This is a genomic window from Methyloceanibacter caenitepidi (genome assembly GCF_000828475.1).
Lineage (GTDB): Bacteria > Pseudomonadota > Alphaproteobacteria > Rhizobiales > Methyloligellaceae > Methyloceanibacter > Methyloceanibacter caenitepidi.
On the sequence record NZ_AP014648.1, the window covers coordinates 3,264,316 to 3,289,316 of the forward strand.

Annotated in this window: 24 protein-coding genes, 1 pseudogene and 1 riboswitch; of the genes and pseudogenes, 10 read left to right on the forward strand and 15 right to left on the reverse strand. The window is 60.5% G+C overall.

Going from position 1 to position 25,001, the window contains the following annotated elements; translation table 11 throughout:
* The first annotated feature begins 198 nt into the window (after positions 1-198).
* Genes GL4_RS15625 through GL4_RS15635 form a run of 3 tightly spaced genes read left to right on the forward strand, consistent with a single transcriptional unit; the run spans position 199 to position 2,523 of the window.
* On the forward strand, positions 199-906 hold the full coding sequence (locus tag GL4_RS15625; RefSeq protein WP_045368912.1) for an ABC transporter permease: 708 nt from the start codon (positions 199-201) through the stop codon (positions 904-906).
* The gene (locus tag GL4_RS15630; protein ID WP_045368914.1) at positions 899-1,663 is read left to right on the forward strand and encodes an ABC transporter ATP-binding protein; all 765 of its coding nucleotides are present in this window, start codon (positions 899-901) and stop codon (positions 1,661-1,663) included. The genes GL4_RS15625 and GL4_RS15630 overlap by 8 nt, the downstream gene beginning before the upstream one ends.
* A gap of 26 nt (positions 1,664-1,689) precedes the next feature.
* Complete coding sequence (locus GL4_RS15635) at positions 1,690-2,523, forward strand: ABC transporter substrate-binding protein (RefSeq protein WP_082025817.1); 834 nt, start codon at positions 1,690-1,692, stop codon at positions 2,521-2,523.
* Positions 2,524-2,832: 309 nt separating this feature from the next.
* On the opposite strand, the gene gcvP is transcribed toward GL4_RS15635, so the two are convergent.
* The 3 genes from gcvP to gcvT are packed head-to-tail and all read right to left on the reverse strand — an operon-like array spanning position 2,833 to position 7,269.
* A complete protein-coding gene (gene gcvP, locus GL4_RS15640) occupies positions 2,833-5,718 on the reverse strand; it encodes an aminomethyl-transferring glycine dehydrogenase (protein WP_082025818.1) in 2,886 nt (961 codons plus the stop codon).
* 12 nt (positions 5,719-5,730) lie between these two features.
* Positions 5,731-6,093 (reverse strand): glycine cleavage system protein GcvH, encoded by a 363-nt coding sequence (gcvH, locus tag GL4_RS15645; RefSeq protein ID WP_045368920.1) that lies wholly within the window; start codon positions 6,091-6,093, stop codon positions 5,731-5,733.
* Between the two features lie 18 nt (positions 6,094-6,111).
* Entirely contained in the window at positions 6,112-7,269 is a 1,158-nt protein-coding gene (gene gcvT / locus GL4_RS15650) for a glycine cleavage system aminomethyltransferase GcvT (RefSeq protein WP_045368922.1), read from the reverse strand.
* A 153-nt stretch (positions 7,270-7,422) separates the two neighbouring features.
* Positions 7,423-7,511: riboswitch (glycine riboswitch) on the reverse strand.
* A gap of 273 nt (positions 7,512-7,784) precedes the next feature.
* Here gcvT and GL4_RS17815 point away from each other — a divergent pair.
* From GL4_RS17815 to GL4_RS15665, 3 genes are all read left to right on the forward strand, one after another.
* Entirely contained in the window at positions 7,785-8,036 is a 252-nt protein-coding gene (locus GL4_RS17815) for a hypothetical protein (RefSeq protein WP_045368924.1), read from the forward strand.
* Between the two features lie 387 nt (positions 8,037-8,423).
* Positions 8,424-9,140 (forward strand): peroxiredoxin-like family protein, encoded by a 717-nt coding sequence (locus GL4_RS15660; protein ID WP_045370350.1) that lies wholly within the window; start codon positions 8,424-8,426, stop codon positions 9,138-9,140.
* 122 nt (positions 9,141-9,262) lie between these two features.
* Positions 9,263-9,970 carry a peroxiredoxin-like family protein gene (locus GL4_RS15665; protein ID WP_045370352.1) on the forward strand — a complete coding sequence of 236 codons (708 nt, stop codon included), beginning with the start codon at positions 9,263-9,265 and terminating at the stop codon, positions 9,968-9,970.
* On the opposite strand, the gene GL4_RS15670 is transcribed toward GL4_RS15665, so the two are convergent.
* The gene (locus GL4_RS15670) at positions 9,967-10,863 is read right to left on the reverse strand and encodes a LysR family transcriptional regulator (protein WP_045368926.1); all 897 of its coding nucleotides are present in this window, start codon (positions 10,861-10,863) and stop codon (positions 9,967-9,969) included. The two genes, GL4_RS15665 and GL4_RS15670, sit on opposite strands and share 4 nt — an antisense overlap.
* Before the next feature lie 901 nt (positions 10,864-11,764).
* On the opposite strand from GL4_RS15670, the gene GL4_RS15675 reads away from it, so the two are divergent.
* Together GL4_RS15675 and GL4_RS18050 are read left to right on the forward strand one after the other, a co-directional pair.
* Positions 11,765-12,001 (forward strand): hypothetical protein, encoded by a 237-nt coding sequence (locus GL4_RS15675; protein ID WP_156137650.1) that lies wholly within the window; start codon positions 11,765-11,767, stop codon positions 11,999-12,001.
* A 318-nt stretch (positions 12,002-12,319) separates the two neighbouring features.
* Positions 12,320-12,491 (forward strand): annotated as a pseudogene (locus tag GL4_RS18050) (tyrosine-type recombinase/integrase); the annotation flags it as partial.
* A gap of 125 nt (positions 12,492-12,616) precedes the next feature.
* Here the strand turns inward: GL4_RS18050 and GL4_RS17010 are convergent.
* The 4 genes from GL4_RS17010 to GL4_RS15695 all read right to left on the reverse strand — a co-directional run bounded on the left by GL4_RS17010 (position 12,617) and on the right by GL4_RS15695 (position 19,652).
* Complete coding sequence (locus GL4_RS17010) at positions 12,617-15,469, reverse strand: PAS domain S-box protein (protein WP_208430890.1); 2,853 nt, start codon at positions 15,467-15,469, stop codon at positions 12,617-12,619.
* A gap of 65 nt (positions 15,470-15,534) precedes the next feature.
* Positions 15,535-16,584 carry an HlyD family secretion protein gene (locus GL4_RS15685; protein ID WP_045368929.1) on the reverse strand — a complete coding sequence of 350 codons (1,050 nt, stop codon included), beginning with the start codon at positions 16,582-16,584 and terminating at the stop codon, positions 15,535-15,537.
* A gap of 3 nt (positions 16,585-16,587) precedes the next feature.
* The gene (locus GL4_RS15690) at positions 16,588-17,847 is read right to left on the reverse strand and encodes a glycosyltransferase family 2 protein (protein WP_045368930.1); all 1,260 of its coding nucleotides are present in this window, start codon (positions 17,845-17,847) and stop codon (positions 16,588-16,590) included.
* A complete protein-coding gene (locus tag GL4_RS15695; RefSeq protein ID WP_172653387.1) occupies positions 17,847-19,652 on the reverse strand; it encodes a TackOD1 domain-containing metal-binding protein in 1,806 nt (601 codons plus the stop codon). Before GL4_RS15695 ends, GL4_RS15690 begins: the two co-directional genes overlap by 1 nt.
* A 199-nt stretch (positions 19,653-19,851) precedes the next feature.
* Here GL4_RS15695 and GL4_RS15700 point away from each other — a divergent pair, with 199 nt between their 5' ends.
* Positions 19,852-20,172, forward strand: a complete 321-nt coding sequence (locus tag GL4_RS15700) for an Hpt domain-containing protein (RefSeq protein ID WP_045368933.1) — start codon at positions 19,852-19,854, stop codon at positions 20,170-20,172.
* Between the two features lie 122 nt (positions 20,173-20,294).
* On the opposite strand, the gene GL4_RS15705 is transcribed toward GL4_RS15700, so the two are convergent.
* Genes GL4_RS15705 through GL4_RS15735 form a run of 7 tightly spaced genes read right to left on the reverse strand, consistent with a single transcriptional unit; the run spans position 20,295 to position 24,061 of the window.
* Entirely contained in the window at positions 20,295-20,621 is a 327-nt protein-coding gene (locus GL4_RS15705) for a hypothetical protein (RefSeq protein ID WP_244462642.1), read from the reverse strand.
* A complete protein-coding gene (locus GL4_RS17015; RefSeq protein WP_052464695.1) occupies positions 20,605-21,294 on the reverse strand; it encodes a hypothetical protein in 690 nt (229 codons plus the stop codon). The genes GL4_RS15705 and GL4_RS17015 overlap by 17 nt, the downstream gene beginning before the upstream one ends.
* Positions 21,295-21,300: 6 nt before the next feature.
* Positions 21,301-21,732, reverse strand: a complete 432-nt coding sequence (locus GL4_RS15715; RefSeq protein ID WP_045368934.1) for a universal stress protein — start codon at positions 21,730-21,732, stop codon at positions 21,301-21,303.
* Between the two features lie 9 nt (positions 21,733-21,741).
* Positions 21,742-23,136 (reverse strand): APC family permease, encoded by a 1,395-nt coding sequence (locus GL4_RS15720; protein ID WP_045368936.1) that lies wholly within the window; start codon positions 23,134-23,136, stop codon positions 21,742-21,744.
* A gap of 26 nt (positions 23,137-23,162) precedes the next feature.
* Positions 23,163-23,333, reverse strand: a complete 171-nt coding sequence (locus tag GL4_RS17650; protein WP_156137651.1) for a hypothetical protein — start codon at positions 23,331-23,333, stop codon at positions 23,163-23,165.
* A gap of 9 nt (positions 23,334-23,342) precedes the next feature.
* The gene (locus GL4_RS15730; protein ID WP_045368937.1) at positions 23,343-23,729 is read right to left on the reverse strand and encodes a hypothetical protein; all 387 of its coding nucleotides are present in this window, start codon (positions 23,727-23,729) and stop codon (positions 23,343-23,345) included.
* A gap of 14 nt (positions 23,730-23,743) precedes the next feature.
* Positions 23,744-24,061: a hypothetical protein gene (locus GL4_RS15735; protein ID WP_045368939.1), complete on the reverse strand. Its 318-nt coding sequence runs from the start codon at positions 24,059-24,061 to the stop codon at positions 23,744-23,746.
* Between the two features lie 260 nt (positions 24,062-24,321).
* Here GL4_RS15735 and GL4_RS15740 point away from each other — a divergent pair, with 260 nt between their 5' ends.
* Complete coding sequence (locus GL4_RS15740) at positions 24,322-24,999, forward strand: response regulator transcription factor (RefSeq protein ID WP_045370361.1); 678 nt, start codon at positions 24,322-24,324, stop codon at positions 24,997-24,999.
* Positions 25,000-25,001: the final 2 nt, after the last annotated feature.

Here is a 25,001-nt window from a genome sequence, read left to right on the forward strand (position 1 = left end):
TCAGATCAAACTGAGGCCCAACGGAAAATTTGTTAGCTTCCAAAGTTGTGATACCAGCCACTAGTATGGTGGAGCAAGGGAAGTGGGACAATCCACTTCGGATAGCAGCGAAGAGGCATACTTTTTTGCACGAACGATCCGAAAAGCCGAATGGCTGATCGGAAATCCTGATCGATAATCACGGACCCACGTCGTTCAATGACCGACTTTATCGACGCTTTTCGCACAGCTCTTGGTCTCATCGTCACGCTCGATCCGAATCTGGTCGAGATCCTTATCCTGTCCCTCAAAGTCAGCTTGGCGGCGGTTGTCATTGCCAGCCTGCTCGGATTTGCCATTGGCGGGGCGCTGGCGGTCTATCGCTTCCCGGGGCGCGGCGCGGTATCGGCGGTACTCAGCGCTCTGATGGGGCTGCCTCCGGTCGTCGCAGGACTTGTCGTCTATCTCCTTTTGTCGAATGTGGGGCCGCTGGGTGTGCTGCAGCTTCTCTACACGCCGACAGCGATGATTATCGCTCAGGTTGTTCTGGTGACGCCGATTATCGGCGCCCTGACGCGGCAGGCCTGCCAAGACCTTCTGGAAGAATATGACGAACAGCTGCGCTCGCTGGGAGCCTCGTCCAGTGCTATTGTCACCACGCTACTTTGGGACGGGCGTTATCGCCTGATCACCGCAGTTCTGGCTGGCTTCGGCCGCGCGATCGCCGAGGTCGGCGCCGTCATGATCGTTGGCGGCAATATTGATCACGTGACGCGGACGATGACGACGGCCATTGCCTTGGAAACATCGAAGGGAAACATCGCACTCGCATTGGCGCTGGGCATCGTTCTTCTTACCATTGCCTTAGCCGTCAACGCCTCGCTGCTTTGGGTACAGCGTTTTGCCAACCGTCTCGCCTATGCTTGATCCCACCTCGCCCCTGAAAGACTTCGGCGATCGTCTCGCGAGTCCGCCTTTGCCGGCCGAGCTGAAGGGGCTCGTCTATGAGACGGGTGGCAAGCGGGTGATCAACGACGTCAATGCAACCATCCGGTCTCGCCGCATCACCGCCATCATGGGGCCGAACGGCGCGGGAAAAAGCATTCTCCTCAGACTGATGCATGGGCTGATCCTTCCCACGAACGGGGAGATCCTTTGGGCCGGGCGCCAGATGGATCGCGCCATGGCCCACCAGCAAGCGATGGTCTTCCAAAGGCCGGTGCTGCTGCGCCGCTCGGTGGCTGCGAACGTTTCGCATGCGCTGGGTCTCCGCGGGATCAAGCGTGACAAACGCGCGATTTGCGTTGACGAGGCGCTTCGGCTTGCCGGACTGGAGTGCCACGCTGCCATGCCGGCTCGCGTCCTGTCGGGTGGCGAACAGCAACGGCTCTGCCTTGCCCGGGCGCTCAGTTTGGAGCCCAACGTACTGTTTCTTGACGAGCCGACGTCGAGCCTCGATCCGGCGTCGACACTGGCTATCGAGCGGCTGCTGCTGGACGCTCAACGCCGCGGCATCAAAGTGATCCTTGTGACGCACGACATTGGTCAGGCGCGGCGGCTGGCCGACGACGTCATGTTTCTGCATCACGGCCGCGTTCTCGAGCATCAAGACGCTCAGAACTTTTTCGATGATCCGCAAAGCGAGGAGTTGCGTGCGTTCCTGAGTGGCGGTTTGGTACTTTGAGCTTCACTTGGAGGTTTCCGGTGCTCATTCACCGACGATGGATCCTTGGTCTTGGCTCCGCGCTATTGTTTGCGTCGCTGAGCTGCTCGAGTTTCGCGGTCGACGACGACTTCATTATTGTGCAGTCCACCACATCGACCCAGAACTCGGGGCTGTTCGATCACATACTGCCGAAGTTCACAGAGAAAACCGGCATCGACGTGCGGGTGGTCGCCGTCGGTACGGGCCAGGCCCTCAAGAACGGCAGGAATGGAGACGGCGACGTCGTGCTCGTGCACTCCAAGCCCGACGAGGAAAAGTTCGTCGCCGAAGGCTGGGGCGTGAAGCGGCACGACGTAATGTATAACGACTTCGTCATCGTTGGGCCTGCCTCCGACCCCGCCGGTATCGCGGGATTAAAGGACGCAGACCAAGCGCTCAAAGTTATCGCCGCGGCCGAGGCGCCGTTCGCCTCCCGCGGCGATAACTCCGGCACGCATAAGGCCGAGCTGAGGCTATGGCAGAAGGCCGGCGTCGATCCAACGCATGCGAGCGGCGACTGGTACTTGGAAACCGGTTCCGGCATGGGCACGACGCTAAACACGGCCGTCGGCAAGCACGCCTACACGCTCACCGACCGCGGCACTTGGCTCAGCTTTGCGAACAAGTACGACTTCAAAGTGCTCGTCGAGCGCGACCCTGCGCTTTTCAACCAATATGGCGTGATCCTGGTCAATCCGGAAAGGCACACCCGCGTGAAGGCCGAGAAGGGCCAAGCTTTCATCGACTGGCTGATCAGTGCCGAGGGCCAGAAGGCAATCGCGAGCTATAAGATTGACGGTCAACAGCTCTTCTCCCCAAACGCAGCTCCAGGAACGTGACCGTAGTCGGCATATCTTTCTAGAGAGAAACCCGGAAGCTGAGCCCATCTTCTCCGGGTACGTTCAACGAAATGAATAGTGACCAGACGTCGATCCGCTAGCTGAAACAGGATCTCCGAGACGTTCCCGTGCGTAGCTAGGATTACCGAAACGATGTCCGCTTTGGGTCAGGAGCAGACCTAGAGGCTCGCCGGTCAGCACGTCCGGTTCGTGCCATAAGTGCACTCTCTAGGCAGTTCGCGGCTGTCCGCATGGACAAGATTCCCTATCAAGATTCTGCATAGGGGATACGCGACATACGATGTGGAGCTAGGCCTGCGACACTCGTGCTTCTTCGTCTGTCTGCCCGGCTTTGACATAGGACTCCATGGGCGGACACGAGCAGACGAGGTGGCGGTCGCCGTGGACATTGTCGACGCGATTGACCGGCGGCCAATACTTGTCGACGCGGAAGGCCCCGGCTGGAAAGCACGCGCATTCTCTAGAGTAGGGGCGCTGCCACTCGCCGATAAGGTCTTCGACCGTATGCGGTGCATTCTTCAAAGGATTGTTCGTGCTGTGGTATCGGCCTTGCTCAATGGCCGAGACCTCCTCGCGGATCGCGAGCATGGCGTCGCAGAACCGGTCCAGTTCTTCCTTGGTTTCCGATTCCGTCGGCTCGACCATCAACGTGCCCGGTACCGGCCAGCTCATTGTCGGCGGATGGAAGCCGCAGTCAATGAGCCGCTTGGCAATGTCGTCGACAGTCACGCCGGCGCTCGCGTTGAGGGGACGGGTGTCGATGATGCATTCATGCGCAATCCGTCCTTTGCTGCCGGTGTAGAGCACGTCGTAAGCCTCCGATAGCCGCGCGGCGATATAGTTGGCGCTCAGGATCGCGACACGCGTGGCTTGCGTAAGCCCGGCCCCGCCCATCATCAGGAGGTAGCTCCAGGAGATTGCCAGAATGCAGGCGGAGCCATACGGCGCCGCTGACACCGTCATGGCATTGCCGCCGGTCTCGGGATGGCCCGGCAGGAAAGGAAGCAAGTGCGCCTTGACGCCGATCGGTCCCATGCCGGGGCCGCCGCCGCCATGCGGGATGCAGAACGTCTTATGCAGGTTCAGATGGCCGACGTCGGGACCCAAATCGCCCGGCCGTGCGAGGCCCACGAGCGCGTTCATGTTGGCGCCGTCGAGGTAGACTTGTCCGCCGTTGGCGTGGGTCGTATCGCAGATCTCGCGCAGCGTTTCTTCGAACACGCCATGTGTCGAGGGATAGGTGATCATCACCGCGGCGAGGTTCGCGGCGTTCGCCTCGGCCTTGGCCCGGAAGTCCGCGAGGTCGATATTGCCGTGCGCGTCCGTCCCGACGACGACGACCTTGAAGCCGCTCATGGTCGCCGATGCGGGGTTGGTCCCGTGCGCCGAGGCCGGGATCAAGCAGATGTCCCGATGATCGTCGCCGTTGGCTTTGTGGTATGCGCGGATGGTGAGGAGCCCTGCGTACTCTCCTTGCGCGCCCGAATTGGGCTGCATGGAAAACGCATCGTAGCCGGTGATTTGGCACAGCTTCTCTGAGAGATCCTCGATCATCTCCGCATAGCCCAAGGTCTGATCTGCCGGCGCGAAAGGATGAATTTCCGCAAACTCGGGCCACGTGATCGGCTGCATCTCGGCCGTCGCGTTGAGCTTCATGGTGCAGGAGCCGAGCGGGATCATGGCGCGATCCAGCGCCAGGTCGCGGTCAGCGAGGCGGCGCATGTAGCGCGTCATTTCGCTTTCCGCCCGGTTCATGTGGAACACGGGGTGGGTGAGATACGCGGACTGACGGATCAGCGGCTTGGGCAGCCGATATTCGGGGTAGGTTTCGGGATACACGAGCTTGTCGCCGCCGAATGCCCGCCAAACGGCTTCGAGCGTGTCGGGCCGCGTGCATTCGTCGACCGTGATGCCGATACGATCCGTTCCGACCTTGCGCAGGTTAATGCCGTTATCGATGGCATTCTTCATGACAAGCCCCTGATAGGGTCCGACCTCGACGGTTATGGTGTCGAAGAAGGCGCCGGGGCGGATCTTGAAGCCGAGCGACTCGAGGCCGTCCGCCAAACGCGCCGCCTTGCGGTGCACGCGCTCAGCGATAGCCTTGAGCCCTTTTGGCCCGTGGAATACGGCATACATGGACGCGATCACGGCGGGCAGGACCTGCGCCGTGCAGATGTTCGACGTCGCGCTCTGTCGGCGGATGTGCTGCTCGCGGGTCTGCAGCGCCAACCGGTACGCGCGGTTTCCCCGGGAATCGATCGACACGCCTACCAAACGCCCCGGCAAAGCGCGTTTATAGGCATCCTTGACGGCCATGTAGGCGGCATGTGGCCCGCCATAGCCCATCGGCATGCCAAACCGCTGCATCGACCCGACGGCGATGTCGGTGCCCATCTCGCCCGGCGGTTTGAGCAGTGCGAGCGCCAGCGGATCCGCCGCAACGACGGCTAAGGCCTGAGCCTCATGCAACTTGGCAATTACATCGGAGAAGTCGTGGAACGAGCCCTCAACGCCGGGATACTGGAACAGCGCGCCAAAAACCCTCCCCGGTTCCAAGTCGTCGAACGGATCGCCGATGACGATCTCCCAGCCGAGCGGCTCGGCACGCGTCTTCAAGACCGCGATCGTCTGCGGCAGGCACTGCGCATCGACGAAGAAAGCAGTAGCCTTCGACTTTGTGACCCGATGCGCAAGCGCCATAGCCTCGGCCGCGGCCGTCGCCTCGTCGAGGAGCGAGGCGTTGGCAATATCGAGCGCCGTCAGGTCGGCGACCAGCGTCTGGAAGTTGAGTAGCGCCTCGAGCCGGCCCTGACTGATCTCCGGCTGATAGGGCGTGTAGGCCGTGTACCACGCCGGGTTTTCCAGAATATTGCGTTGGATGGCGGGGGGCATGATCGTGCCGTGATAGCCCTGGCCGATGAGCGAAGTGAGGACACGGTTCTTGTTGGCCGTCTCGCGCAAGCGATCGAGTGCGCCGCGCTCGGACAACGGGCGGCCAAAATCGAGCTGCTTCGCCTGGCGAAGACCCGCCGGTACCGTTTCCGCGATCAGCACATCGAGGTTGGCCGCGCCCACGACATCGAGCATCGCCGCCATCTCCTCCGGAGACGGCCCGATGTGCCGGCGGTTGGCGAAGTCGTACGGCTCGTAGCTCGTCTTTCTGGGTGCCATGACGTGTTCCATTCAGCCGATGAGCTCCTTGTAGGCGGCTTCGTCCAGGAGACTGTCGACGGCTCCCAAGTCGGCGAGCTTCAGCTTGTAGAACCAACCGTCGCCTTCCGGGCTGGCGTTCACGATCGAGGGGTCGTCGACGATGTCTTGGTTTGTTTCCACCACCTCACCGGCAAGTGGTGCGTATACGTCCGATGCTGCCTTAACTGATTCAACAACGGCAACCTCCTGGCCCTTGTCGAGCGTTGTGCCGACATCGGGCAGCTGCACGAAGACGAGGTCGCCGAGCTGCTCGGCCGCATGGGCCGTGATGCCCACGGTCGCCACATCTCCGTCGATCCTCATCCATTCGTGGTCCTTGGTGAATTTCAGCAAGATTACCTCCTTGCGGGCTCACCCGCGTTTGTACCGGTGTTCAACGAAGGGGAGAGGGCTGACGACAGCAGGCAGCCGCGTGCCGCGAACCTCGGCAAACAATTGAGTTCCCGGCTTGGAGAACTCGGTGTGGACGTAGCCCATGGCGATGGGCCGATCGAGGCTTGGACCGAACCCGCCCGAGGTCACGTGACCAATTGGCGCCGCGCCGGCTTCGTCGGCAAACAGCGAGGTTCCTGCGCGGATAGGGGCTCGGCTTTGGGGGAACAAACCGACGCGATGGGTGGCACTGCCTCTCTCCAACTCGCCGAGAATGACTGCTGCGCCCGGGAAGCCGCCAGCTCGTTGCCCATCCTCGCGTCGCGCCGGCGAAATCGCCCAAGACAAGCCGGCCATCACCGGCGTGGTCGCCGCATCGAGGTCGGCTCCATATAGGCACAGTCCAGCTTCGAGCCTCAGCGTGTCCCGTGCAGCGAGCCCTGCCGGAGCCATATCCGGGTTCTCCAGCAAACCTTCCGCAAGCTCACGAGCGACATCCGGTGGCGTCGAGATCTCGAAGCCGTCGTCGCCGGTATATCCAGACCGGGAGACGACGCATATCGTGCCCATTATCGCCGTTTCGCGTACGTCCATGAATCGCATGCTGGCGCAATCGGGGGCGAGGTGGGCGAGCGCCGCTTCCGCCTTCGGCCCCTGCACCGCGATCAATGCATGATCCGTTGGCTCGACGCTGCAGTCCGCCGACAGCGCGTCGCGCAAGAGCGTTTCGTCCTGTTCTTTGCATGCCGCATTGACCACGAGGAGAAAGTGATCGCCACGGTTGGCGACCATCAGGTCATCGAGAATGCCGCCGTCGTCGTTTGTGAAGAAGGTGTAGCGCTGCCGGCCCGGCGCCAATCCCACGATGTCGGCGGGAACGAGGCGCTCGAGCGCATGCGCGGCATCGGCCGACGAGCCCGACCGCGCGCGCACCAGGATCTGCCCCATATGCGAGGCGTCGAACAGACTTGCCGCGGCGCGCGTATGCCTGTGCTCTTTGAGGACACCGGCCGCGTAGTTGAGCGGCATGTCGTAGCCGGCGAAGGGCGCCATGCGGGCGTCCAGCGTCAAGTGCAACGCATGCAGTGGCGTCCGCTTCAATGCGGCTGACGTTTCTTGGGCGGCTTTGACACTCATGCAGAGGCTCCTCGAACTCGCCACCGGCGAAATCCCGCCGGTAAGAGCCCCCTCTGTCACGAGACCTGAAAGATTCGGCACATGCCCCAGGGGGCAGCTGCGCCTTCTCCTCGTCGGTGGGCCAGGAAAACCTGACCGCTTTCCAGAGTGTCAGTATGCCTTGCGGTCCTTGTTGCCTGAGAGTTTCCGGGGCGGTTGCTCCTTCGGCGCCGGGATTAGCCGGTCTCTTCCGCAAGACAGCGGTGACCATTAGAGAATGGTGATTCTGGACCTCGCGGTCAACTGCCGGTTGGGCCCGCGGACGTCCGGTTTCGGTCAGAAGCAGATTTTGGCATTAGGCTCAGAAACGGCCGCTTGGTCGCCGATGGCGGACGTGCATTTGCTCCACGCCGTAAGTCTCTCGAAAGCGCCGAGACCAGACCTAGACGGCGGTTTTTGCGCAGCTCTTGCAGTACGATCGAGCGCCTGGATCTTGCTGTCATCCGAATCTTGCGGAGCTCTACCGCCAGAAAGTCATGAACCTCGCCGCCGCCCTGAAGGACGACAGCACGCGCCCAGAGGCTGCTGAATGCCTCCGCGAACTTATCCAAGAGCTCCGACTTGTGTCGAAGAATGGGAAGTTCCAGGTCGAGTTCTATGGCGAGCTGGCAGCCCTCCTCGACCTCGAAAACAAACGCCCCCATTCCAAGGAAACGGGGGCGCAAGTAACGTTGGTTGCGGGGGCCTGCAACCACCGAGAATTGGCCCTACCGCCGGTCCCGATTTGACGTTGAAGCTGTTAGCCGACAAGCAGCTTTATCTACACCTGAGCTACCGCGTCCTATCGGGCACGACTTTGGCCTCTGGCTGCCAAGTTCAGAACGCTATGCAGCTCCGCGCGGCGGGCTTTGAACCAGCTTACTTCACGTCTGCTTGCCAGAGCAAAGCTGACCTTTCCAACCGACGACCCGAAGTCCGCTTCTGATCCAAAGCGGACAACCCGCAGAGCAAATTGGTTCGGGCTTCAGATGGGTCAAACGATAGCCGGATGCTATTGGACTGGCAGTCCATTGCCGCGCATCTTTACGACAAGCCCCAAAAACGGGAGAGCGTTTCCTGGCGCGCCCCGATTGGCGACTCCGAGGTTGAAGCGCTTGATAGACGACGGAAAATTCATGCCTGAGACGCAGTTTGAAACACTTGAAGATGCTTTCGCGTATTGCCGGGACCTCGATGCGTCCCTCGCTGAGCGCCTTCGGCTGTTCTCCGACGCTTCGCGGGCATTGCACCCCGAAGGTCAGGACGTCGTCGACGGCTTGGCCGAACGGCTCAGAGCCTCCGATGCGTGGGCAGCGGCCCCGGCGCCCGGCGATCTCATGCCGAAATTTGCGCTGCCCGATGAGACCGGACACATTGTCCGTCTAGACGATCTCCTGGAATCGGGGCCAGCTGCAATCACCTTCCACCGCGGCCATTGGTGTCCTTATTGCCGTATTAGCACCCGAGCTCTCGCCGAGGTGCAGGACCAGATCGCCTCAGAAGGGGCCTCGATTGTTGCGATAACGCCCGAACGGGAGGCTTACGGCGCGCGTCTCAAAAGCGACTCTGGTATCCGCTATCCGGTGCTAGCAGACGTCGATAACGGGTACGCACTGTCCATTGGTCTGGCGATTTTCGTGGGCGCGCAGGTCGAAGCAGTAATGCGGCAGGCAGGCCGTGATCTGCCGAGTTACCAGGGCAACGATGGCTGGCTTCTGCCAATTCCGGCGACGTTTGTAGTGGCGCAGAACCGGCAAGTCGTCACGCGCTTTATTGACCCAGACTATCGTCGTCGCATGGCGGTGGATGATCTACTGAGGGCTTTGAATTTGGCCCGCTCCAGAGGCGCCTAGCTTCCGAGCTGCGGTTTCGCCTCCCAACCCTGCTTTTCGAACCGGGCCCGCAATGGTATCCAGGGGACCAGGGCCTGCTGCCCAGGCGCAACCTTCAAGGTGCAGCCATCATGGAGACGAAAATGGCCGCGCAGCCGCTGTCCGAGTTGCTTGAGGAGAAGTTCGTCGAGTGCCGTGACATGGACGGCTCCCTCGGTGAACGCCTACAAGCCTTCGCCGACGCCGTGCGCGAGATGGGAGAGGTCTTTCAGGTCTCTGTTGACGAGCTCGTGGCCCGCCTTCGCGAGCATAAGGTCGGCGAGCATGCACCCAAGGCCGGTGATCCCATGCCAAACTTCGTCTTGCCGGACGAGCGAGGTCATTTGGTGAGCCTCGGGGAGATGCTGAAGTCCGGTCCCGTCGCAGTTGTATTCCACCGTGGCCATTGGTGTCCTTACTGTCGAATCAATACCAAGGCGCTCGCTGAGATTCAGGATCAGGTGGTGGCGCTGGGAGGCCAGATCGCAGCGATCATGCCTGATCGTCAGCACTACACGAGCGAACTACGGGAGAGTTCTAGGGCCAAATTTCCGATTCTCACGGATTTCGACAACGGCTATGCGATGTCGCTGAATCTCGCATTTTGGGTGGGCGCAGAAATGCAGCAGATGATGTGCGAGGCAGGTTGGGACGTGGCGCCCTCGCAAGGCAGCGACACCTGGCTCCTGCCAATCCCGGCGACCTTCGTTGTTGGCACAGACGGTGTGGTCACGTCGCGCTTCGTCGATCCAGACTACCGCAAGCGCATGGCTATCGAAGACTTGCTGTCGGCACTGGCGCGGTCCCGCTAAGCCTCCGCGGTCTGAGTTCGCGACCAGTCATAGGCGCGCAACATCTTCATCATGGCGCCAGCGACCGCTGTGCGTTCGCGACCGGCGACTCCATAGAGATAGACGGTGCGCTCGAGATCGATGTCAGCGACCTGAATGCGCTTTAGGCCGATGGGGCTTTGGGTGCTTTCCGGCACGAATGCAACGCCAAACCCCGCCTCAAGCAGAGAGAAGAGGTCTGATTCAGCGCTGACTTCGTGGAAATGAGCAACCTCGATCTCGCGTTCGCGTAAGAGCCTTAGAAGGTCCTCTGTACTCTCACAATAAGTGCGGATCATCAGACGTTCCTCGCGCAGTTCCTCCAGCCTGGCTGTCTGCTGTTGGGCCAGCTTGAGCTGGCTTGCCACGCCCAGATGAAATCCCTCGGAAAACAGAGGCCAGCGATCCAGTCGATCCCAGTCCTCTGCGATGGGCCCAGCGAGAGCAAGTTCTGCCTCACCCTTTTTGAGATAGTCGAGAACCTCGCTCGCACTGCCTCGCAGCAATTTCAGGTCAAGATTGCTGAATAGAGTGCCAAGTTCGACAACATGGGATGTGACCAGCGCCGGGTCGATCGTGGCCGACAGTGCGAGCCGAAGCGAGCCTACCTCGCCCTTCTTGATGGCTGAGGCCAAGGACCGCGCATTCATCGCGCTGTCGTAGCATTGCCGAAGGTGCGGTAACATCCTCTGGCCAAGCTCGGTCAGTTGAGCGTGTGGCCGCTCACGCCGAAACAGGTCGCCACCGAGTTCGCCCTCGAGTTGGCGAATGGCACGCGTCAACGAGGGCTGGGCCACGTTGCACTGCTCGGCAGCTCGCGTGAAGTTCAGCTCTCGCGCTACAGCAAGAAAGTAGCGGACCTGGTGCATCTCCATGCGAGTTGCTCCGCTAGGTGATCGGGCCGAAGGGAGAGTGATTCTGAGAATAGCGCCGCGGCGCCGTCGCGCCAAGGTGTCGCCACTCGCGCACCGTCAAGTCCCCCCCCCTGAAAGATTGGATCTCGTCTGAGGTTTTACGCGCAACGGGTGCGAGCCGTCGAGGCCTTTATCTGTGCCGGAAAGAAGAGGATGTGACACCTTCCGGGGGGAAGAAGGTGTCACATCCTTGAGGGGGGCAGGAGGGAGGAGAGTTCGTCTCTGATTGAGAGGATCTCCTATGCGGGGCAGCAAATGAAATACCAGTTGGCTTCTTTGATGATAGCCAAAGGCTATCCCGTGCACGCTGTGCACGGTTTCAATAGCGACAAGGTATTGGGCAAGCGTGGGTGTCCGCCCCTACGTTGGGGGTGTTCCGAACAGACACCTTGGCCAGCTGATCGGAACTTCCTCTACCCCCGGCCAGAGACACTCAAAGGAGACTTACAATGAAAGAGATTCTCATCGCCTTGACCCTGGTTACCACCTTTGCCGCTCCTGCCGCGATGGCTGAGGGTTTTCCGAATCCTTACCTGACGGAACAGTCCCGCTAGGCAAGTGGCTTTGCAAAATGGGTGCGACGACTGCACCCACCGTCCCAAGGGGCGCCCCTCCCGAGAGAGTCGGAGCGGGCGCCCTTTCTGCATCTGGCGTTCGGTCTCTCGCTGAAACTCCTGTCGCCGATGCACTAGGACCCTACGTACTGAGTACCGTCATCATAGACAGAAGGTATTGGGAAGACGAGTGCGCCATCGATAGCTTTCGATTGTTCCGGGACGAACAAACAAAGCCCTTCGATCCGGTTCAGCTGTCACTAGATACGCCACAGAAACAACTTTGGCTCAAACATTGGAGATTGACGATGCTTAAGATCTTCCCCGCAAAAAAGTGCGTCCTCGCAGTTCTGCTGATCGGCGCCTCTGCTGCCCCTGCGCTCGCGATGGGGCCGTTCTATATCATGTTCGACAACACGACGAAGCAGTGCGTCATGAGCCGCACGGCTCCTACCGACACCGCGAAATTCGCGATGATGGGTGAGTACAAGACCGAGGCCGATGCCAAGATGGCGATGGCCGGTATGACGAAGTGTAAGGGTTAGTCGCTGTCCCCAACGATATTGCCACAAGAGGGCGCTTAGCTTCGGTTAGGCGCCCTTCTTGGTGTCCGAGTGCGCGACAAATGTGGATTAGGCATGAGTCTTACTCGTCGTGCCGTTCTCCTAACTACTAGACCGAGCGGCGCATTACGGCGCGGTCCTTCTTCTCCCATCTGAGCAAAAGCAGATGTCCGCTTTTGGCACTTGGCAGACTCCAATCGTGAGGCAGAGGATGTCCGCATAGGGACCCAAAGCGGTCGTCGCGGGCTGCTCAGCATATGAGATTGATCCACCAGAATGCGGTACACGCCGGCGACACTCCGGCTGGTGTCGGACTGGACCTACGGCATCTGGCTCGATCCTTTGGTTTTTCGGAACGCACTCACTGCGAAGAACCAAGGCGACCTTGATCTACCGAAAGACCGGCAATCTGCGCGCGGTCCCGCTGCTGCTAGGACAATCAAGAATTGAGAGCACAGTTCGCTGCTTGTGAGTCGAAGTAGACGATGCCCTAGCTACTTCTGAAAATGTGGACGTATGAGTCCAGGGGTAGGGCAGACGCTGCTCTGCCCTATTCCCGCGGCCGCTCCGTACCAAGAGTTGCCGCATTGCGGCGATTTACCTCCCCGTCTTCAGCAAACTCGAGCTGTCCCCTCCCACCCGTTTCGCACCTTCAGCCCACTTGCTCATCATGGCACGGAGCGTTGCGGGCGTGATTGGCTTTGGGAGATGATCGCTCATACCGGCTTCCCGGCACTTCTCCCATTGCGACGCGAGAGCTTGTGCGGTCATGGCAATGATCGGCAGGTGCTCGAAGCCGCGCATGGCACGGATGGTGCGGGTGGCCTGGAGGCCGTCCACATCCGGCATCTGGACGTCCATCAGCACCATGTCGTAATTGCCGGTCTTCACGGCTTCGATCGCTTGCGCTCCGCCTGCCGCCTCGGAAATAACGTACCCCTCAGGCTCGAGCAGCGCCGAAACCAGGTCGCGGTTGAGATCGACATCGTCGACCACGAGTACGCGCGCTGCCGAACTGGACCTCTGGGGCTCATCCGCGCGATCATCGTCCGCTAGGGCCTGCGCGGCCATGCACGGTAGAGTGATCTCAAACCACACGGTGGTTCCTTTGCCCTCCACGCTCTCAACGCCCATCTTGCCGCCCATCATCTCCACAAGACGGTAGGAGATCGCCAGCCCGAGGCCCGTTCCGCCATACCGGCCGTGGATCGATGAGTTTGCTTGCGTGAAGCGATTGAAGATCGTTTCCACGCGCTCCGGATCGATCCCGATTCCCGTGTCGCGCACCTCGATTCGCAAATGCTGGACCGAGTCCGAGTGCTCCGCCGCCGAGAGCGCAATGGTGACCGTGCCCTTGTCCGTAAACTTCACCGCATTGTTGACCAGGTTGAGCAAAACCTGATGCAGGCGTCCCGGGTCTCCGAAATGCGCCTCGCCGACCGCATTTCCCCTCTCGATTTTGACCGTCAGGTTCTTCTCCTCGGCCATGAGGGAGACGCTCGCTGCAACCTCCTCAACCAACCTGACCATAGAGAATGGCACGGGATGGAGTTGGGCTGCGTCGGCCTCGAGGCTGGAGAAATCGAGAATGTCGTTGACCAGCGCGAGCAGCGCCCGGCTGGACGAGTCGATCGTGTTCGCGAAGCGCCTATCCTCGTCGCGAAGACCCTTGCTCTTGGCGAGGAGCCCCGCGAAGCCCACGATAATGTTGAGCGGAGTCCTGAGCTCGTGGGTCATGTTGGCGAGAAACTCGGACTTGGCAATTGTCGCCGCCTCCGCTTCCGTACGCGCGAGTGCCAACTCCTCGTTGGACCGCTTCAGACGTGCGATGAACCGCTCCTCTCTTTGTCGCTCGATAGCCTTCTTGCGTGAGATGTCGCTGGTCATGCCGAGAAACAGCTGCTTGTCGCCCACTTGCATGGGGGACACGCCGAGTTCGATAGGGAAGGTCGTACCGTCTTTCCTGAGGGCGTGGACCTCTCGCCCCGCACCGATGATCTGGCCCTCGCCCGTGTCGAGGTAGTTCCGGATGTAGCCGTCATGCTCCCGGCGATAAGGCTCAGGCATCAGGATACGGACGTTCTGTCCGATCACCTCGTCCTTCGAGTAGCCGAACATGCGCTCGGCGGCGGGATTAAAGCTTTGGACGATGCCAGCTTCGTCGATGACGATGAGGCCGTCCGGTGCCGTCTGCATCACAGCCGAAAGTTGCGTGTTTAGATCGCTGAGCCTCTCATTGCTCTCGATAAGTGCTTTCGACTGCTCGCGCAGAGCCAACTCGCGATCGCTGATCTCGTCCGCCATGGCGCCGAAGGCCCGTGCGAGGTCTCCGGTCTCGTCATTGCGCTCGCGAACGCCACTCAGATCGACGTCGCGACGACCGCGGCGCAAACTCACAGCCGCTGCCGTAACTTCCTTCAGTGGCCGCGTCATATAGCGCGACCAGAATACGGCGAGCGCCGTGCCACCCAGGATGAAAGCGACAGCCGTGAGAATTACCCGGATGGTGTCGGCGCCAATCTGCCGCTCGAGCCCCGACTCTGCCTCTATAACGCCCAGCGTGAGAAAACGGTCAGGCCGGTCGCCATCGATGACGATGCGTTTCTGGTGAAGCTGAGACTTGCCGTCGGCGCCGACGACGACGCTTTCCGTGTCCGGATCAATGTCACCAAGGCCCGGGTACGCGTCTTGAATAAGATGACGTTCGCCAAGGTCGAATCCAAAAGAAAGCGCCGGATCGGGATGGTACAGGTAGTCGCCGTCCGCGTTGGCGACCACCAGCCTCTGCCCTCTCTGCAGTACGGCTGCCATGCGGCGGAAATAATCCTGGGCATCAGCGTTGATGACGATCATCCCGAAGACTTCACCGGTCTTGTCGTCGAAGACGGGTGTCGCGGCGCGAACCGTAGGCCGATGGGGCACCTCGAGTTCGCCGTACTCCCGGTTCAGGTTGACGTCGCTGAGAAACCGTTCGCCAGGTCTAAGCTCCAAGGTGCGTCTGAAATATGGACGTTCCGCTTTGCGCTGCAGCTTGCTCTCTGGTGTCCTCTGGATACCGTCCTCTGTCTTTTCCACGCGCACAATTTCTATGCCGTCGTCTGTGGCGGAAACAAACCGGATCTGGAAGTACTCGGGTCTCGCCTCGAGGAAACTTGTGAATATGTGCGCTAGGCGATTGCCCCAAAGCACCTCCGTGGAGTCATCCAGCGGGTCAATGCCGCCACTTTCTCTTGTACGGATTAGGCCCTGGATCGGCGGCATGGTGGATAGAATGGTCGTGTCCTGCTTGAGGCGGTCCAAAGAGGCCCCGAGACGGACCGATGCACGCTCCAAGGCCTCGGACGTTGCCAGCGCTTCCATCTGCTTCACGGCGGAGGAACTCGTCATGTACATGAGCGCAGCAACGCCTAGCGCTGTCACGCTGCCAAAGACGGACGCCCATATCGCCATCTTTGCCGCGAGGCTGAAGCGCATCCGCTTTGGCGTGGCAGCATTTTGCCGCTCTTCGGACATGGCTAGTCCTGGACCTGTTCAGCGCCGAACAAATCACGCAAGTGCTCGCGCGCGCCGCCAATTTTTGGAAATCGGGACACGCCGACCTTCTGGTTCAGAGGAAACGAACTGTCGCTCGAAAGACTGATTTTGGCGAGCTGACTTCGGTCCGATGGCTTGAAGGTGTTCTGAAACTCTCGTGGCAACGTGTCGGTTACCGGCAGAATCTCGGTAATCGTGCCGAACGTCGCTCCGCGGCCGTCGGAGACGCGCACCTCCATTCCGACGGAAATGGGAAAAAGATAGCGGCGCGGCAGATAGGCCAGCACATAGGGCTTGCCGGAATAGACGGACAGGATCGGCTCACCCGGGCGGTAAACGTTGCCTACCGAGGGAACAGTCGCGCCAATTGACCCGTTCACGGGGGAGCGAACGGTGCCATTATCGTAGAGTGCCTCGACCTTGGAGATCGCGTCGGCCGCGTCTTCCAGCGCCTCGTCTAGAGAGTCGAGTTCTTCCTGGAGAACCTGACGCTGTGTCCTGAGACTCACGCGATCGCGGTTTGCCTCATAACTCACCTTCAGCGCCTCTTGATAGCGCGCCGACGTCACAAGCTTCGCGGCGGCCAGATCGTCGAACTGCTTTATGGTGTTGACAGCTTCATCTGCACGGCGTTCGGCCAGGGGCAGGAGCTGCGCTACGTTCTCCGACCGCACCTTGAAGTCGGTGGCCTTCGCGACGAGCTCGGCACGCTTTGTCGACAGATCGGCAAGGCGCTCCAGAATCTCGGTCGACTGGAGATTGATCAATACGCTCCCCGCGTCGACATCTTGCCCTTCTCTCACGTCGACCGCTTCCACGCGCGCGACATAGGGCGTGGCGATGACATGCTGGTCCCGCAGCACAAGGCCGTCGGCTCTTAGAAACACGTAGTCGCCGAAGAGATAGTTGGCGACGACGAGTCCGAACAGACAAAGCAGGACGATGTAGATGGTCCGCCCCGTCTTGCTGCGGATGACACGCTGCTCGTTTGGGATATTGTCAGGACGCTGACGATTTTTCAGCGGTCTCATGGGTCACCTCCGTACGCGATGTACCTTTTGCGGCACATAGGTGTCTCTGTACGACGCAGCGAAAATCCACTCTTGAAGGTAAGCTCCGAGCCGGACGAAGCGCATTAGAAAGCCATTGAAAAGGCTGTAGCCGGGCAAGAATGGAATTAGCCGTATGGTATCCACCTTTGGCGTCGCTACCGCCGCCAAGGAGAAGGCCAACGCATCGAGCACGAACATGCCCGCCTGCGCGCCAAGCAGGATGACCAAGCCAAGGTCTCCATAGGTCGCGAACAGCCAAACGATATAGACCGGAAAAAAGAAGGCCGAGCCCAGATTGAAGACGATAAAGTCGATTTGGTGCCAAAGCTCCCCGAGATTGAAACGCGGGCTCAAGGGATTCATCAAATCGGCATGCTTCCGGTAGCGCAGGTGAACGGCATCCCGTTCCCACCGGAAGCGTTGGCGGATCAGCACGGACAGTCTGTGCGGAACATCCGTATAGCAGAGCGCATCGGCGGCAAAGACAGTCTTCCACCCCGCCTTCCGCAGCGATAGCGTGACATCCAGATCTTCGCCGCCGCCGGCGTCATATCCGCCAACGCCAAGCAAGGCCTTGCGCCGAAATGCGCCGAAGGCGCCCGACACGCAGCTGACCTGATCGGTCAAGTCGGAGGCCTGCTTGCCTTGCGAGATCGAGATCAAATACTCGATCGCCTGAAAGGCAGTCACTAGGCTTCGCTCGGGGTTGCGCACCACGACGTTGCCGGCGACGGCGCCAGCGCGCGGATCGGCGAACGGTTCGAGAATATCCCTGAACGCATGACGGTCGAAGGTGCAATCGCAATCCACCACGACGACGATGTCGCCGGTGGCTCGGGAGAGCGCCAGGTTCAGCGCTGCCGACTTGCCGGCCCGTACCTGCGTGCTGTGACCCTCGGTAATGAGGCCGGCATCTTGCAGATCCCGTAGTTTCATCGGTGTACGGTCGGCGGAGCCGTCGCTGACTGCGATGATCTCGTCGGGCACTCGACTTTGTTCGTGGAGCGCAAGCACGCAACGTTCGATGGAGTCTTCCTCGTTGTGCCCGGCGATAACAACCGTCACGCGCCCGAGGAACGGATCCTGCCTCCTCTTCGGGTAAAGAAGGATGGCGGCGACGGAGAAGAAGCTGAGCGTGTAGCGCGGGAACTCGAAGATCACGACGAACCAGAACAGCCGAAAGAGGCTCTCGCCACTTTGCGCCGTCAAGTAGGTGATGCCATCTGCGACGGGCTGGAGCATCACGCAAAGTCTCCCGGACCGAAGACCTGGAACTCGGGTCCGATATCGCAGCGAAGCGTCTTCTCGGCGGCGGCTACAAGAAGGTCAAAGTCGGCCTTCGTCTCCTCTGGCTCGCTTCCGGCCATGAGGACGAAGTCCCTGGAGTGGCCGGAAACTACGAGATCCGCGTCGCTGCTAAGGCTCGTGCGCAAATTCTCGATGAAAAGATCGCGCACTTTCGCAAAGGTGCGCGCGCCATGTTGCGCGGCGATCTCTTTTTCGTTGCGATAATGCAGGCTGATTAGCGTGAACGGCACCTGAGCGTCGTTGTACTTCTTGGCGGCCGAGTTGAGCGCGACGACCAACTCGAGCGGCAAGTCTGCGAAGCGAAGCGCGTGGCTTGCCGTTCCCAACAGAGAGTGACCGTGCTCGGCGAAGCCGGCTCCTTGGTCGGTCAGATGATAGCTGTAGATGTCGCGCGGCGGCGCGATATCGGAGTCGACGTGGCCGCCGCAATCCAGGCAAACGAATCCCACCGCCGGCTCCGATGCGGCATGGCCGCAAGCGTCGCAAACCACCATGGAACCTGGCCGGTCGTAGTCGAAGCCGAAATGGGTCAGCTCGTAGCGGCACTTGGGGCATACGAGACGGTCGCCACGGCGAAACTCGCGCTCGGGCCCCTGATAGGCGCAACGGAAGTGATGCAGGTACTGCTCTTCCTCGAGCTGGGGGCTGTGGCACTGACGGCACTCCTCGCGTACGTGCAGGCGAAGAGAGTCGCATTGCGGGCAAACATGGAAGCGATCGAAGAACTCACGCCGCAATAGTCCGCGCTCGCAAAGCGCTTCGGCCTCGCGTACCGCGACCGCCGTGGCAAGAGCGACGTTGTAGGACACCAGCCACTTGGATTGCGGGTCGTAGGTAGGCGCGAGAGGCTGGTCCGCCACGAACAGGCGTCCGATAAGCTGCTCGCCGAGGTCTTCGCTAAATCGTACGTCGCGGTCCAACTTCATCCGCCGGTCGTGGGCCTTGCCAAGAACCTGCTCGAGATAGGTCGTGTCCCGCGCTGTGAGCTTGGAAGCATCGACATCCGAGGCATGCCCGAGAAGACCGGTAGCATCGACGATCGGCAGCGAAAATAGGGCCTTGGCGCGCCAAATCGCGCCGAGATCCTCGACCGAGACGGGCTCCTTGATGAGGATGCCATCGAAGCGCGGATCGGCGAGGCTCGCTTGGATAGCCCGCGCCGACAAGTGTCCCGCTTGGATGTCGCCAGGCCATGTCAGAAAATTGTGACCGAGGCTTTCAAGGGGCGATCGTGAGACCGCAGCCGAGCCGGGGCTTTTTTCCGCAGGGGGCGCTTCTCGGGCCTCCATGTCCGCGATTTCCGCTTGATCCTCGACGACACGCGCGACCTCGTAGATATCGAGGGGCTTCGGCAGGACGTGATCGAAGTTGTGGCAGCCCTCCGGATGCGCCAGCAAACCCTCCGCATCCAAGGTGATCGCGATGAGCTTTGGGATTTTGCGGTCGCCCGCTTCACGCCGGAAGATTGTCGCGACCTGCAAGCCGTCCATTCTCGGCAGGTGGAAATCCAGCAAGGCGACGTCGTACGAGTTCTGCCGCAGCGCCGCGAGCGCCTGCTCCCCGTCGGTAGCGATATCGACGTGGTGGCCGCGCTGGCTGAGCAACATTTTCAGGATTTCGTGGGTCGTCGGGCTGTCTTCGGCGACCAGAATGCGCCGGGCCACCGGCAACTCCGGGGCACCTTCAGGGTTCTTGGTAATCACGGATAGCATGTCGAGATTCGGCCCGGTTTCACTCAATCAATTGCGCGATCAAGCATACGGGCCCCGCAATAAGCCTGGGTGAATCTTCCCGGCCACTTTTGCTGCTTTTCTCGCTGATACGGTTACTTAGTCGTTAAGAGCGGGGGATTCCGGATCGGGCGCGGGCGCTAAAACCCACTGCGTTTAAGGCGTTGCTTTCAGGTTCCATTATCCTTTGAACCGCTAGGCTTCGAGCATGAAACCGGTGCTCGATCACACCAAGCTCCAGGGCCTGAAAGAGATCCTCGGAGAGCAGAAGTGCAACGCCGCGCTGGAGCGCTTCCAGGAGGAATTGCGCACCTGCCTTGCCGCAATCGAGGGTGGCGGCGCGGAGCGCGCCGAGAGCGCACACAGGCTCGCGGGCGTCGCAGGCCTCTTGGGATTCGACGACCTCGAAGAGCACAGCAGGCGGTTTCTCGACGCGGTTACCCAAGAACAGGACGATGTCCCGGCGCTGGCCGAGAACCTCGTCGAAGCCGCGCATCGCGCAGAAGCGGAACTTTCCGCCGCAGTTTAGGTGCAGCAACAACTGGCGTTGGGAGCATAAGATATCCAGCGTCCGCTTTGGGTCAAAAGCTGACGTTCAGGGCGTCAGTCAGCATGTCCGGTCCGTGCCAAAAGCAGAATTCAGACCAACCGTCACGCTAGGTCCGAGATGCCCTGCCGAGACCTGGCGAATTCTTCCTGGCGCAACCGTGCCCACTTGTATGCGTCGGTGATGGAGAGAGCATAGATGAACAGTCCGCCAGCGAATCGGCCCATGAGAGACTGATCGGGTGTGGTGAGGTGCACCGTTATATAGCCGAACAGAAGCATGAAAAACACGAACACCAGACCGCGGCTCGGCATGCCGGCCGCGACGTGGCCTGCACCCGGCAGAACGATGGCAAGAGCCAGGACGATATAGGGGTTCACCGGCCGGCGGTCGGAACCGACTCGCGCGAGAATTTCAGGCGGCGGCTTCACGAAGCATCTCCTTGGTTGCACCGGTCTCTAACGCATGCCGCACCGCGATGCAGCGCCGCACGAGATCCACAAAGCGCTCCCGGTCGAACTGAACGACCTCGAAGCGCGCTTGACGAAGCAAGAGGTAATCCCCCCTCTGTGCCTCGTCGGCTTGCCAAACGATCCGCACGCCCTTTGGCGTGATCAGAAGCTCTTTCGCTTTGGCTTCGTCAAGGATGTCCACGTGGGGCTGGATCGACTCCGGCGGCGGGATATTCGCAGGGTCGTCGCAACGGATCACGGCACGTTCCGGCCAGTTCGCCGGCGTATCGAGCCGCTCCGACAACGTGTCAAATGGCGAGAAGAACTCGGCTCCTGACGGACGCATCATAATATCGACGGCACTGCCGGTCGCGACAGGCGCCTGCAGTGTAACCCGCAACCATAGGGACGGCAGCTTGCGAAGCGCCATACCGTCGACGACCACATCCGCCCGAATGGGCTCGCCCTCATACGTGCCGGTGATCGTAGGATATCCGAACACGTCGAGGGCGAGCTTCGGGTCATCGAGGACGGTCCGGCAGTCGTTGAAGAACGCGGCCCTCCGTGCTCGGACCGTTTTCTGATCTTCGCGGTGGCGGTAGACAAGATATGCCAGCCCCACCACCGCTGTTATGACTGCCAGAACCGTCATCGACGCCTACCGTACGATCGTCACGGGACAATGGGCCCGCGCTGTCACGGCATAGGCCGTCGAACCCAAGATCATGCGAGACAGGCCCGTATGACCGTGAGATCCCATCACGATGAGATCGAAGCCATGCTGTTCGGCATAGGCCGCGATCGCCTCCGGGACGTTGCGGCTGTTAGCCGTCGCACATGACACGCCGTCCAAGCCTGCCTCTTTGGCCTGCTTGGCGGCGCGCTCGAACTCGGCCCGCGTGATGGCATCGCTAGCCGCCAGCACTTGGGAGTCCCAAAAGGCCGAGTTCGCCATGTCCTCTTTGGAGACCAACTCGACCGCAAGGATCGTGAGCGGGACTCCGAGTTCCTTGGCCAAATCAATCGCAAAATCGATTGCCTTGGCCGAGATAGCCGAGCCGTCGGCAGCGCATAGGATGTTCTTGATCATGAGTGCCTCCTAGTATCCGCGCGGCCGCGACCACGGCATGGTGAACTGATCGCCCCTCCGAACGTACTTGTACCGATGGAAGACGAACCACAGCGACGCGACGATGTAGAAGCACATCATGGCGAGGAGCTGCGTTCCGTAGCCGAGGAACGTGGCGAAGTACGTGGTGATACACAGCAGCAGGAGCACGATCGCCGGCAGCGGATGGAACGGATGCACGTAGCCCCGGCGGATAGTGCCGAGCGGCCACTTCTTCCGGAACATCCACATGTTGATCGGCATGAACGTGTAGCCGAGCAGCCCCGACAAGATCGAGAAGGTGATGACCTGGTCGAGGAGTCCTGTGAACGCAAAGCTCACCGCGATCGGGATCAAGAACAGAATTGCCCGGTACGGCGTGCGGTAACGCGGATGCACGGCGCCGAACCAAAGCGGCATGTAACGATCACGCCCCATGGAGAACCAGGAGCGGGACGCATCGTTGATGCAGCCATTGGCCGAGGCGATGGCCGCGAAGAGCGTGCCAATGAAGAGGAACACCTGAAGTGCAGGCACGCCGGTGACACGGGCAGCATCATAAAGTGGGGTCGCGGCCTGGCCGAGAAACTCCCACGGAAGAAGGCCCGTAGCCACGTACCACGTCATGGTCGCCGCGATGAGCAGCGTGATGATGCCGCTCATCGTTCCATAAGGCAGCGAGCGTGCCGGTGACCGCACCTCTTCCGCGGCTTGGCACGTCCCCTCGATCCCGAGGTAGTACCAGATACCGAACTGGAAGGCGGCGATCACGCCGATCCACCCATACGGCAGATCGGTGAGCAACTCACGATGTTGCAGCATCTCCCCGGGGTGCCAAGGCTGAACGCCGAGGAACAGAACGACGATGGAGATAAAGGCGGCCGCGGTAATGACGAAGTTGACCGTCAACGTCATCAGCACACCGCGGTAATTCAGCCACGCGAGCGCCGCGATCGTCAGAACCACGAACGGTCGCGGATCCAGGGCATCATGCCCCATTTCGCCGGCAACCGCGGTCAGCAGGTCACCCACGACAAGTGCGTCGGCAGCCTCGAGCATGGTGTAGGCCATGACGAGGTACAGTCCGACATTGAAGGCCATGAGCGGCCCCATGATGTGCTTTGCTTGAGCGTATTGTCCGCCCGCGGCAGCGACCGTGGAAGTCACCTCCGAGTCGATCATCGCGACGCAGGTGTAGAGCAAGCCGATGACCCAGCAGGCAATGAGGGAGCCCATGGCGCCGCCCTTGCCCACCGAGAAGTTCCAACCCATGAACTCGCCCACCAGCACGATACCAACGCCCAGAGCCCAAACGTGGGCAGGCCCAAGAACGCGTAAGAGTGAAATTCGCTGCCGGTCCTGACCGGCCGTATCAGTAGATGACATAACGCCGTCCCCCTTGATTCGTGACACTAGGTCAGTTCGTGCTTTTCGCTTTCGCTCTCGAGCTCGCCCTCGCGAGAGGACGTCAAGAGATCCTCGCTGAAGTCTCGATTGACTTGGAGTGCGTCGAAAAGCATCCACAAAAGGAGCAATCCGGAGATGCCCCAGGCGGCGTATTCAAGGATGTTCCACAAATCCATCGACCCCTCCTATTTCTTGTCGCCGAAGCGCTCGGCTATGACTTCGCGATATTCCTTCTCCGAAAAGCGGACCAGGAACACGAAGTATCCGAGGATCACCACGGCGGTGATCAGGAGCGCCCAGGGGTTGATGGTGTAGTCGAACCGCGTGGTGATCATTTCGGTAGCCGTCTCCGGCGTAAATCCGAGTTTCTCCCACTGCGCCGCCATCGTTGGGTTTTGCCCCAGCGCTTCCCACGTCGGCTCGTCGACGGTCTTGGTGATCGTTCCTCCGCCGGTCAGCCCCAGAACGAGCGGCGCAAATAGCACCGCGTAGACCAGCACCAGCAGAAAGATGGAGTCGAAGATTTGTCCGGCCTTGCCTTGCTCCGGCGGCCGATAAGCTTTTCCGCTCATTGTCCGTATCCCCCTTAAGCCCGTTGCGCGGCCGTGCGCGATTGCTCGGCGCGGACTTCGCGTGCCGCGTCAAGGTGTTTGATGTCGAGGCCGTAGATGAAGTCCTTGTCCTCCTTGTAGTGGCGGATCATCGCCCCGATGGAGGCCGTGTTGAACACGAGGACAGCTCCGGCAGCGCAGCTTAGGACCAGACGAATTGTCGGATCCGGAACGGCCTGCCAGACCATGTAGAGCACGAACAGAACGGTGCACCAGAGCACGGCCACGAAGGTCCATGCTCCCATCCGATCCATTGCGTACATCGCTTCTATACGCTCAGATAGGCTTCTCATTTCATTCCTCCCATTGCCCCTAGGCGGCATTTCGCCTCGGCCCCTGCTTTTCCGCAGGGGAAATTTTTTTTACTGAACGGCCAGCTTCGTGCGATACTTGGACACTGTCGATGGCGTAAGGGAGGGAGCCCTCCCCCTAACGAGGGAGGCTACGCCCCAAGAAGAGGGTTGTTGTGTCTCCGATGAACGAGGGAACCTTGAAAACCAGTGTTACGACGCCCAACGGGCAAGCTGTGTTGCACACCGCGAAAAAGGGCCCCATGCATCTTCTCATCGCCGACGATCACATGCTGTTTCGATCCGGCTTCAAATTACTCGTGTCGCAACTGTTTCCCGTCGCCGAGCTGTTCGATGCTGGCGATGCCAACGAGGCATGGGACGTGCTCAACGCCGACGAAGAGTTTCATTTGGTGTTTCTGGACCTGGCCATGCCGGGCATGAACGGAACCGCGGGCGTGAGGCGTTTTGTAGAGCGGCGACCGTCAGTTCCTGTCGTTATTTTGTCCGCCCATACCGCACCGGAGGAGATCGCCGAGTGCATGGGGCTCGGCGTGCGCGGCTATATTCCCAAATCGTCGAGCGAAAGTGTGTTGCGCAATGCGGTTGAATTGGTGCTCGCCGGCGAGATTTATGTTCCGCGTCACGCCATCGACCAAATTCTCACCGAAGGCAGTACCGGAGGTGCCGACGACTTTGAGAATCTGCCGGAAAACAATCCGCTCCGGCAGCTCACGCCCCGGCAGCGCAGCACCCTGTCGCTGATGATCGAGGGCCTGTCCAACAAGGAAATTGCGCGCAGCCTCGGTCTCCTCGAGAGCACCGTGAAGGCCCATGTCAAAGTGATCTTACGCAAGCTCTCGGCCCAAAACCGCACGCAGGCGGCGCTCATCGCCGCCGATCTGGGCTGGCCGCGCCGGCTCAGAACATGGTCCTCGTGACG

Bases quoted from the DNA above. Each gene is read 5' to 3' on its own strand.
- GL4_RS15625 (WP_045368912.1), top strand. From the start codon at position 199: ATGACCGACTTTATCGACGCTTTTCGCACAGCTCTTGGTCTCATCGTC.
- GL4_RS15630 (WP_045368914.1), top strand. From the start codon at position 899: ATGCTTGATCCCACCTCGCCCCTGAAAGACTTCGGCGATCGTCTCGCG.
- gcvP (WP_082025818.1), bottom strand. From the start codon at position 5,718: ATGGCACCCAGAAAGACGAGCTACGAGCCGTACGACTTCGCCAACCGC.
- gcvT (WP_045368922.1), bottom strand. From the start codon at position 7,269: ATGAGTGTCAAAGCCGCCCAAGAAACGTCAGCCGCATTGAAGCGGACG.
- GL4_RS17815 (WP_045368924.1), top strand. From the start codon at position 7,785: ATGAACCTCGCCGCCGCCCTGAAGGACGACAGCACGCGCCCAGAGGCT.
- GL4_RS15660 (WP_045370350.1), top strand. From the start codon at position 8,424: ATGCCTGAGACGCAGTTTGAAACACTTGAAGATGCTTTCGCGTATTGC.
- GL4_RS15665 (WP_045370352.1), top strand. From the start codon at position 9,263: ATGGCCGCGCAGCCGCTGTCCGAGTTGCTTGAGGAGAAGTTCGTCGAG.
- GL4_RS15670 (WP_045368926.1), bottom strand. From the start codon at position 10,863: ATGGAGATGCACCAGGTCCGCTACTTTCTTGCTGTAGCGCGAGAGCTG.
- GL4_RS15675 (WP_156137650.1), top strand. From the start codon at position 11,765: ATGCTTAAGATCTTCCCCGCAAAAAAGTGCGTCCTCGCAGTTCTGCTG.
- GL4_RS17010 (WP_208430890.1), bottom strand. From the start codon at position 15,469: ATGGCGATATGGGCGTCCGTCTTTGGCAGCGTGACAGCGCTAGGCGTT.
- GL4_RS15685 (WP_045368929.1), bottom strand. From the start codon at position 16,584: ATGAGACCGCTGAAAAATCGTCAGCGTCCTGACAATATCCCAAACGAG.
- GL4_RS15690 (WP_045368930.1), bottom strand. From the start codon at position 17,847: ATGCTCCAGCCCGTCGCAGATGGCATCACCTACTTGACGGCGCAAAGT.
- GL4_RS15700 (WP_045368933.1), top strand. From the start codon at position 19,852: ATGAAACCGGTGCTCGATCACACCAAGCTCCAGGGCCTGAAAGAGATC.
- GL4_RS17015 (WP_052464695.1), bottom strand. From the start codon at position 21,294: ATGACGGTTCTGGCAGTCATAACAGCGGTGGTGGGGCTGGCATATCTT.
- GL4_RS15715 (WP_045368934.1), bottom strand. From the start codon at position 21,732: ATGATCAAGAACATCCTATGCGCTGCCGACGGCTCGGCTATCTCGGCC.
- GL4_RS15720 (WP_045368936.1), bottom strand. From the start codon at position 23,136: ATGTCATCTACTGATACGGCCGGTCAGGACCGGCAGCGAATTTCACTC.
- GL4_RS17650 (WP_156137651.1), bottom strand. From the start codon at position 23,333: ATGGATTTGTGGAACATCCTTGAATACGCCGCCTGGGGCATCTCCGGA.
- GL4_RS15730 (WP_045368937.1), bottom strand. From the start codon at position 23,729: ATGAGCGGAAAAGCTTATCGGCCGCCGGAGCAAGGCAAGGCCGGACAA.
- GL4_RS15735 (WP_045368939.1), bottom strand. From the start codon at position 24,061: ATGAGAAGCCTATCTGAGCGTATAGAAGCGATGTACGCAATGGATCGG.
- GL4_RS15740 (WP_045370361.1), top strand. From the start codon at position 24,322: ATGCATCTTCTCATCGCCGACGATCACATGCTGTTTCGATCCGGCTTC.